Below are 7,288 nucleotides of genomic sequence, written 5' to 3'. Positions count from 1 at the left end.
GTCCTACTTCCCCATGCAGGAGGAGAAGGACAACCGCGTCTACGGTGCCTCGGACGGCGCGATCCGCGGCAACATGTTCCGCCAGGTGCAGGAGCGCTGGCTGGAGTGGCAGAAGCTCTTCCTGTCGATCATCCCGCTGCCCGAGATCTCGGCGGCGCGCTCGATGCCGATGCTGTTCCAGGCGGTCCCGAACCCGGAGCTGCACAACGGCCAGGCGATCCAGATGATCGACGAGGTCCGTCACTCGACGATCCAGCAGAACCTCAAGCGCCTGTACATGAACAACTACATCGACCCGGCGGGTTTCAACAACAGCCTCCGGAACTTCCAGTCGGACTACTGCGGCACCATCGGCCGCCAGTTCGCCGAGGGCTTCATCACCGGTGACGCGATCACCGCGGCCAGCATCTACCTGACGATCGTCGCCGAGACGGCCTTCACGAACACGCTGTTCGTGGCCATGCCGGCCGAGGCGGCCGCCAACGGTGACTACCTGCTGCCGACGGTGTTCCACTCGGTCCAGTCGGACGAGTCGCGCCACATCTCGAACGGCTACGCCACGCTGCTCATGGCGCTGTCGGACGAGGGCAACCGCCAGCTCCTCGAGCGCGACCTGCGCTACGCGTGGTGGAACAACCACCGCGTCGTCGACGCCGCGATCGGGACGTTCATCGAGTACGGCACGAAGGACCGCCGCAAGGACCGCGAGTCCTACGCGGAGATGTGGCGTCGCTGGATCTACGACGACTACTACCGGGCCTACCTGCTGCCGCTCGAGAAGTACGGCCTGGTGATCCCCCACGACCTCATCGAGGAGTCGTGGAACCAGATCTGGAACAAGGGCTACGTCCACGAGGTCGCGCAGTTCTTCGCCACCGGTTGGCTTGCCAACTACTGGCGCATCGACGGCATGACCGACGAGGACTTCGAGTGGTTCGAGTACAAGTACCCGGGCTGGTACGACCGGTACGGCAAGTGGTGGGAGAACTACAGCCGTCTGGCGAAGCCGAACGGCCACCACGCGATCGTCGCCGAGGACGTCGACTACGTGTACCCGCACCGCTGCTGGACCTGCATGGTCCCGTGCCTGGTGCGCGAGGACATGGTCGTCGACAAGGTGGACGGCCAGTGGCGCACGTACTGCCACGAGGCCTGCCGCTGGACGGACGCCGTGGCGTTCCGGCCGACCTACCAGGGCCGCGACACCCCCAACATGGGCAAGCTCGTCGGCCACCGCGAGTGGGAGACGCTCTACCACGGGTGGAACTGGGCGGACGTCATCTCGGACATGGGCTTCGTCCGCGACGACGGCAAGACCCTCACGGCGCAGCCGCACCTCGATCTCGACCCGAAGAAGATGTGGACGCTCGACCACATGCGGCGCATGCCGAACGTGGCCAGCCCCAACGTCATTCTCAACGAGATGAGCGACTCGGAGCGCGAGGCGTTCGTGGCCGACTACAACGCCCAGGGCCCGGCCGGCCGGCCGGCGGGCATCGGCGGCGAGGCACTGAAGTCCTGATCGGGTCCGCCTGATCGTCGTACGACCCGCGGGGAGGACCGGCCGTTCCCGGTCCTCCCCGCGGTACCCGGGGTCGCGCCCGTCGGCGCGGCCCGTTCCCTTCCCGGGCGCCGTACAGGTCCGGAGTCCGTCCCCGGCAGGGACCCCCTCGTCATCACAACCCCCCAGTACAAGGAGTCAGTCGTCGATGGGTGACAAGCACCGGGTCCGCTTCGAACCGGTCGGCATCGAGATCGAGGTCGACGAGGACCAGACGATCCTGCGTGCCGCTTTCGAACAGGGCGTGCAGCTCATGCACGGCTGCAAGGAAGGCCAGTGTGCGGCCTGCAAGTCCTTCGTCCTCGAGGGCGACATGGACGAGATCGAGCTCGACCGCTACTCGACCTTCGCGCTGCCCGACCTGGAGCGTGAGGAGGGCCAGACGCTCCTGTGCCGAGCGCACGCCTACGACGACCTCGTGATCGAGCTCCTCAACTACGACGAGGAGGTGCTCCGCTCCGGGCTGCCGGTGCGGCGGGGCACGGTCGAGGTCCTGGCGAACGAGCCGGTCACGCACGACATGCGCCACCTCGTCGTGCAGCAGGTCGCCGGGGAGGACGTCAAGTTCTTCCCGGGTCAGTACATGGACTTCTTCCTCCCGGACGGCGGCGAGAGCCGGTCGTTCTCCATGGCGAACACCCCGAACCGGGAGGGCCGGTTCGAGTTCGTCATCAAGATCTACCCCGACGGGCTGTTCTCGCAGTTCCTGCAGAACGAGGTCTCGGTCGGGGACCGCCTCGAGATCGAGGCCCCCTTCGGCACCTGCACCCTGCGGGAGAACCGCACCTCCGACATCGTCTTCGTCGGCGGCGGCGCCGGGATGGCTCCGCTGCTCGGGCTGCTGCGCGCCCTCGCCGAGAAGGAGACCGAGCGGAACGCCGTTCTCTACTACGGGGCCCGCACGAAGGCCGACCTCTGCTTCGAGAAGGAGCTCCACGCCCTCGAGGGGGAGCTGTCCTCGTTCCGCTACGTGCCGGCCCTGTCGGAGCCCGAGGGCGACGACTGGGACGGCGAGACCGGCCTCATCACCGAGGTGGTCCGGGCGCACGAGCCCGACCTGAAAGGCAGGGATGCCTATGTGTGCGGGCCGCCGCCGATGGTCGACGCGGCGATCGCCCTGCTGACACAACGCGGTGTGGATGAACGAAACATCTTCTTCGACAAGTTCACGACTACCGGAGAGCCGGAGGACGAGGGCACCACATGACCACAACCGAGAGCAGCGAGCGCAGCGTACCGAAGCCGGTGTTCACCGATGCCGAGGCCGGGGCGAAAGAATTCCCCGACTCCGGGCCATCGGCCCGCCGCTACAACTACTTCAAGCCGGCCAAGCGCAAGCAGACCCACTACGAGGACGTCACCGTCGAGGTCCAGCCGGACCCCCGCCACTACCTGACCCAGGGCTGGATCTACGGCTTCGCGGACGGCTCCCGGGGCTACCCGCTGGACTGGACCAAGCTGAAGGCGTGGGGTGTCGACAACCCGGAGCCCGAGCGTGGCCCCGGCTCCGGCGGCAAGCCAGTGGAGGACTGGCCCGCCCACGGGTGGCACGAGTTCCGTGATCCCAACGAGGAGTGGGAACTCACGATGTACCGGTACAACGCCAACGTTGTCCGGCAGATCAACCAGAACGTCGAGAACGCACGCAACGCGAAGGCCTTCGACCAGTGGACCCCGAACTGGGTGCGCTTCGTCGAGCGCAACGTCGGCGCCTGGATGCACATCGAGCACGTCCTCGGCCTCTACGTGTTCGCCGGCTGCAACCGCTCCGGCCCGACGAACATGCACAACACCGCGATGGCGGTGAACAGCGAGCACAAGATCCGCTTCGCGCAGGACCTCGCGCTCTACAACCTCACCCTCACCGAGGAGATCGACGGCTTCGACGGGACCGCCCACCTCGACGCATGGAACAACGGCGCCGAGTGGCAGGGCGTCCGCAAGGTCACCGAGGCGCTGACCGCGGTCCACGACGACTGGGGCGAGATGATCTTCGCCAGCAACATCGTCTTCGAGCCGCTGCTCGGTGAGCTCTTCCGGTCGAACCTGGTCATGCAGGCCGCCGCCGGCAACGGCGACTACGTCACCCCGACCGTCATGGGAGCCGGCGAGTACGACTACGCCCAGCGCGACCTGCGCTGGACCCAGGCCTGCTTCGGCCCGCTCGTCCAGGACCGGGAGTTCGCCGACCACAACAAGCAGGTCTTCAACGGCTGGCTGTCGAACTGGGTCCCCCAGTGCCTCGAGGCCGCCCGCCAGCTGCAGCCGCTGTGGTCGCAGCCCGACGCCAAGCCGCCGCGCTTCGAGGACGGCCTCGACCGCGCCAAGAACCGGTTCGCCGGGATCCTCTCCGATCTCGGCCTCGAGACCCCGAAGGAGCTCTCCCAGTGACCCAGACGGCGGCCGATAGCCGGTTCCAGCAGAACAACACCGAGTCCGGCATGGCCGGAGTGACCCTGATGAACAACCAGGTCGGCGTCGTCGTCGCGGAAGTGATGGACAGGTACGACAACGTCACCGTCACGCATCTCCCGGCGATGATCCGTGTGGACTGCGTGGGCCGCATGGACTTCGTGTACGCCGAGATCTCGGAGGCCCTCGGCGAGGAGCCCGACTTCTTCGACGCCGCCGAGTTCGAGGAGAACATGTCGACGCACTACGGGAAGATGGTCCACATGGACGACCGGACCGTGATGTTCGGCAATCTCGAGGAAGCGGCCGAGTTCATCGGCGACATGCTCCCGCCCGTGGTGAACCAGACGTAGCACCACCGGGAGACGGACTCCGGGTCGCCGGCCACCGCTCGTCGCGGGGGCGTGGCCGGCGACCCGGCCCCGGAAGACGCAATCGCATACGAGTACCCGCGGACGACCGCCCCGAACCCCATTCTCCGGAGAAGAGAGGCCATGGCCAAGGAACTGCGATTCGGCGCCGACGCCCGCCACGCCCTGCAGGCGGGGGTGGATCAGCTCGCCGAGGCCGTCAAGTCGACCCTGGGTCCCAAGGGGCGCAACGTCATCCTCGAGAAGATCACCGGTACTCCCGAGGTGACCAACGACGGCGTGACGATCGCGCGTGAGATCTACCTGCGCGACCCGTTCGAGAACATGGGCGCGCAGGTCCTCAAGGAAGCCGCGGTCAAGACGAACGACGTCGTCGGTGACGGCACCACAACGGCCACCGTCATCGCCCAGGCGATCGTCCGCGAGGGCCTCAAGGCGATCGGCCAGGGCGGCAACCCGGTCCTCGTCAAGCGCGGCATCGACCTCGCCGTGGGCAAGCTCGTCGACCACCTCTCGACCGTCGCGCACCCGGTCGACGACGTGGAGTCCCTCTCCCGCGTCGCGTCGATCTCCGCGAACGACGACGAGACCATCGGCCGCGTCGTCGCGCAGACCCTGCACACCGTCGGCGACGACGGCGTGATTACCGTCGACGACGGGCCGATCCACGGCCTGCAGGTCAACTTCGTCGAGGACTTCGAGTTCGACAACGGCTACGTCTCGCCCTACCTCGTCACCGACCCGGGCTCCATGCTCGCCGTCCTCGACGACCCGTACCTGCTGTTCTGCGCCGAGAAGATCACCGACGTCCGGTCGCTCATGCCGGTGCTCGAGAAGATCATGCGCGAGCCGCGGCCGCTGGTGATCGTCGCCGAGAAGGTCGAGGGCTCCGCCCTCCAGATGCTGGTGCACAACCACGTCAACGGGCACCTCAAGGTCACCTGCATCCAGGCGCCCGGCTTCGGCGAGAAGCGCGTCCACCTCCTCGAGGACATGGCGGCCCTCTGCGGCGGCAGGGTCCAGTCCAAGGCCTCGGCGTTCGCGCTCGAGCAGATGGGCGTCGAGCACCTCGGCCGCGCCCGTCAGGTCCGGGCCACCAGCGAGCACACCGTCATCATCGGCGGCGGCGGCGACCCCGAGGCCCGCGAGACGCGGGTGCACCAGCTGCGCACCGAGATGGACCGGGCCACGATCGGCACCGACGAGGACTGGTTCTCCGAGCGCATCGCGCGCCTGTCCGGCAAGGCCGCCATCCTCCAGGTCGGCGCCCCCACGAACGCCGAGCTCAAGGAGATCCGCCACCGCGTCGACGACTCGCTGCAGGCGACCCGGGCCGCGATGGCGGAGGGCATCGTCGCCGGAGGCGGCGCGGCCCTGCTGCACGCCGAGCAGGCGCTGGACGACGGCCTCGAGCTCTCCGGCGACTACCGCACCGGGGCCGAGATCGTGCGCGCCGCGCTGCCCGAGCCCGTGCACCTCATCGCGAGCAACGCCGGCTACGACGGCCACGAGGTCGTCAAGCGGGTCCGCGACATGGCCGTCGACGAGGGCTTCGACGCCCTCGAGGGCCGCTTCGGCAACATGCTCGAGCTCGGGATCATCGACCCGCTGCGCGTCGTGCGGTCGGCCCTGCAGAACGGCGCCTCGGTCGCCGGGCTGATCCTGACCACCAACTCGCTGGTGGCCGAGGAGCAGACGCCCTGGAACAAGGCGCTCATGACCGAGTACGGCCAGCTCGACGAAGGCATCCCCCAGCCCTCGCCGGACTCCAGCACGCCCCAGTCGCTCGGGCTCGGCCCCTCGATGGGCTGACCCGGACCGGCTGACCCGACCCAGTGTTGTGACGGAGAGGAGCGTGTCGTGAAAGCCGTGCGCGTGCACGAGTACAAGAAGGACCCGTCGATCGACGACATCGCGGAGCCGAAGCTGCAGGGTCCGCTCGACGTGATCGTGAAGATCGGCGGCGCCGGGGTGTGCCGGACCGATCTGCACATCGTCAACGGGGACTGGGAGGCGATCCAGAACCCCGACCTGCCCTACGTGATCGGCCACGAGAACGCCGGCTGGGTCCACGAGATCGGGGACGCGGTCACCAACGTCAAGGTCGGCGACACGGTGATCCTGCACCCGCAGCCCTCCTGCGGGCTGTGCCTGGCGTGCCGCGCGGGCCGGGACATGCAGTGCACCGGGGACGCGTTCTTCCCGGGGCTGTCGAACAACGACGGCGGGATGGCCGAGTACCTGCGCACCACCGCGCGGGCGTGCGTGAAGCTCAACCCGGACACCAACCCCGCCGACGTGGCCGCGCTGGCGGACGCGGGGATCACCGCCTACCACGCGGTGCGCAAGTCGGTGCCCTACCTCTACCCGGGCACCACCGCGGTGGTGCAGGGCGTCGGGGGCCTCGGGCACATCGCGGTGCAGGCGTTGGCGGCGCTGACGGCCACGAAGATCATCGCGGTCGACCGGAACCCGGCGGCGCTGGAGCTCGCGAAGCAGATCGGCGCCGAGGAGGCCGTGGTGGCCGACGGCGACCACGTGCAGGCCGTCGCGGACCTCACCGGGGGCGGGGCGACCGTGGTGTTCGACTTCGTGGCCGAGCAGGGCGCGGAGCAGGACGCGTGGGCGATGACGGCCCCAGCGGGCTACGACTTCGTCCTCGGGTACGGCGGGGAGTTCAAGGCCCCGACGCTCGATTTCGTGGCCGGTGAGAAGAACGTCATCGGCAACATCGTGGGGACGTACAACGACCTGGCCGAGCTGATGGTCCTCGCGCAGGCCGGGAAGGTCACCCTCCACACCGTGCAGTACCCGTTGGAGAACGCTCTCGACGCCCTGCACGATCTCGACGCGGGCAACGTCCGCGGTCGGGCGATCCTCGTCCCCTAGGCACATCCCCCCATCAGCCGCATCCACCACGACGATCTTCGCGGAGGCAGTTCGA

6 protein-coding genes are annotated in these 7,288 nt (G+C 68.2%); all 6 read left to right on the top strand.

Annotation, left to right across the window (positions count from 1 at the left end; translation table 11 throughout):
* Positions 1–1,522: ferritin family protein (locus VGI02_RS01475; RefSeq protein WP_331625447.1), on the top strand; the 1,522-nt coding region annotated here is incomplete at its 5' end.
* Positions 1,523–1,709: 187 nt separating this feature from the next.
* Complete coding sequence (locus tag VGI02_RS01470; protein WP_331625446.1) at positions 1,710–2,768, top strand: FAD-binding oxidoreductase; 1,059 nt, start codon at positions 1,710–1,712, stop codon at positions 2,766–2,768.
* Positions 2,765–3,952, top strand: a complete 1,188-nt coding sequence (locus VGI02_RS01465) for a ferritin family protein (RefSeq protein ID WP_331625445.1) — start codon at positions 2,765–2,767, stop codon at positions 3,950–3,952. The genes VGI02_RS01470 and VGI02_RS01465 overlap by 4 nt, the downstream gene beginning before the upstream one ends.
* Positions 3,949–4,326, top strand: coding sequence for a propane 2-monooxygenase effector subunit MimD (gene mimD, locus VGI02_RS01460; RefSeq protein ID WP_349257507.1), 378 nt, complete (start codon positions 3,949–3,951; stop codon positions 4,324–4,326). Before VGI02_RS01465 ends, mimD begins: the two co-directional genes overlap by 4 nt.
* 141 nt (positions 4,327–4,467) lie before the next feature.
* Positions 4,468–6,156, top strand: coding sequence for a chaperonin GroEL (groL, locus tag VGI02_RS01455; protein ID WP_331625444.1), 1,689 nt, complete (start codon positions 4,468–4,470; stop codon positions 6,154–6,156).
* A gap of 48 nt (positions 6,157–6,204) precedes the next feature.
* Complete coding sequence (locus tag VGI02_RS01450; RefSeq protein WP_331625443.1) at positions 6,205–7,233, top strand: NAD(P)-dependent alcohol dehydrogenase; 1,029 nt, start codon at positions 6,205–6,207, stop codon at positions 7,231–7,233.
* Positions 7,234–7,288 lie beyond the last annotated feature (55 nt).

The sequence above is a fragment of the Actinomycetospora sp. genome, from assembly GCF_036497245.1.
Lineage (GTDB): Bacteria > Actinomycetota > Actinomycetes > Mycobacteriales > Pseudonocardiaceae > Actinomycetospora.
The sequence above is the reverse complement of the archived record's forward strand: the minus strand, read 5'-3'. Positions and strand labels throughout refer to the sequence as shown.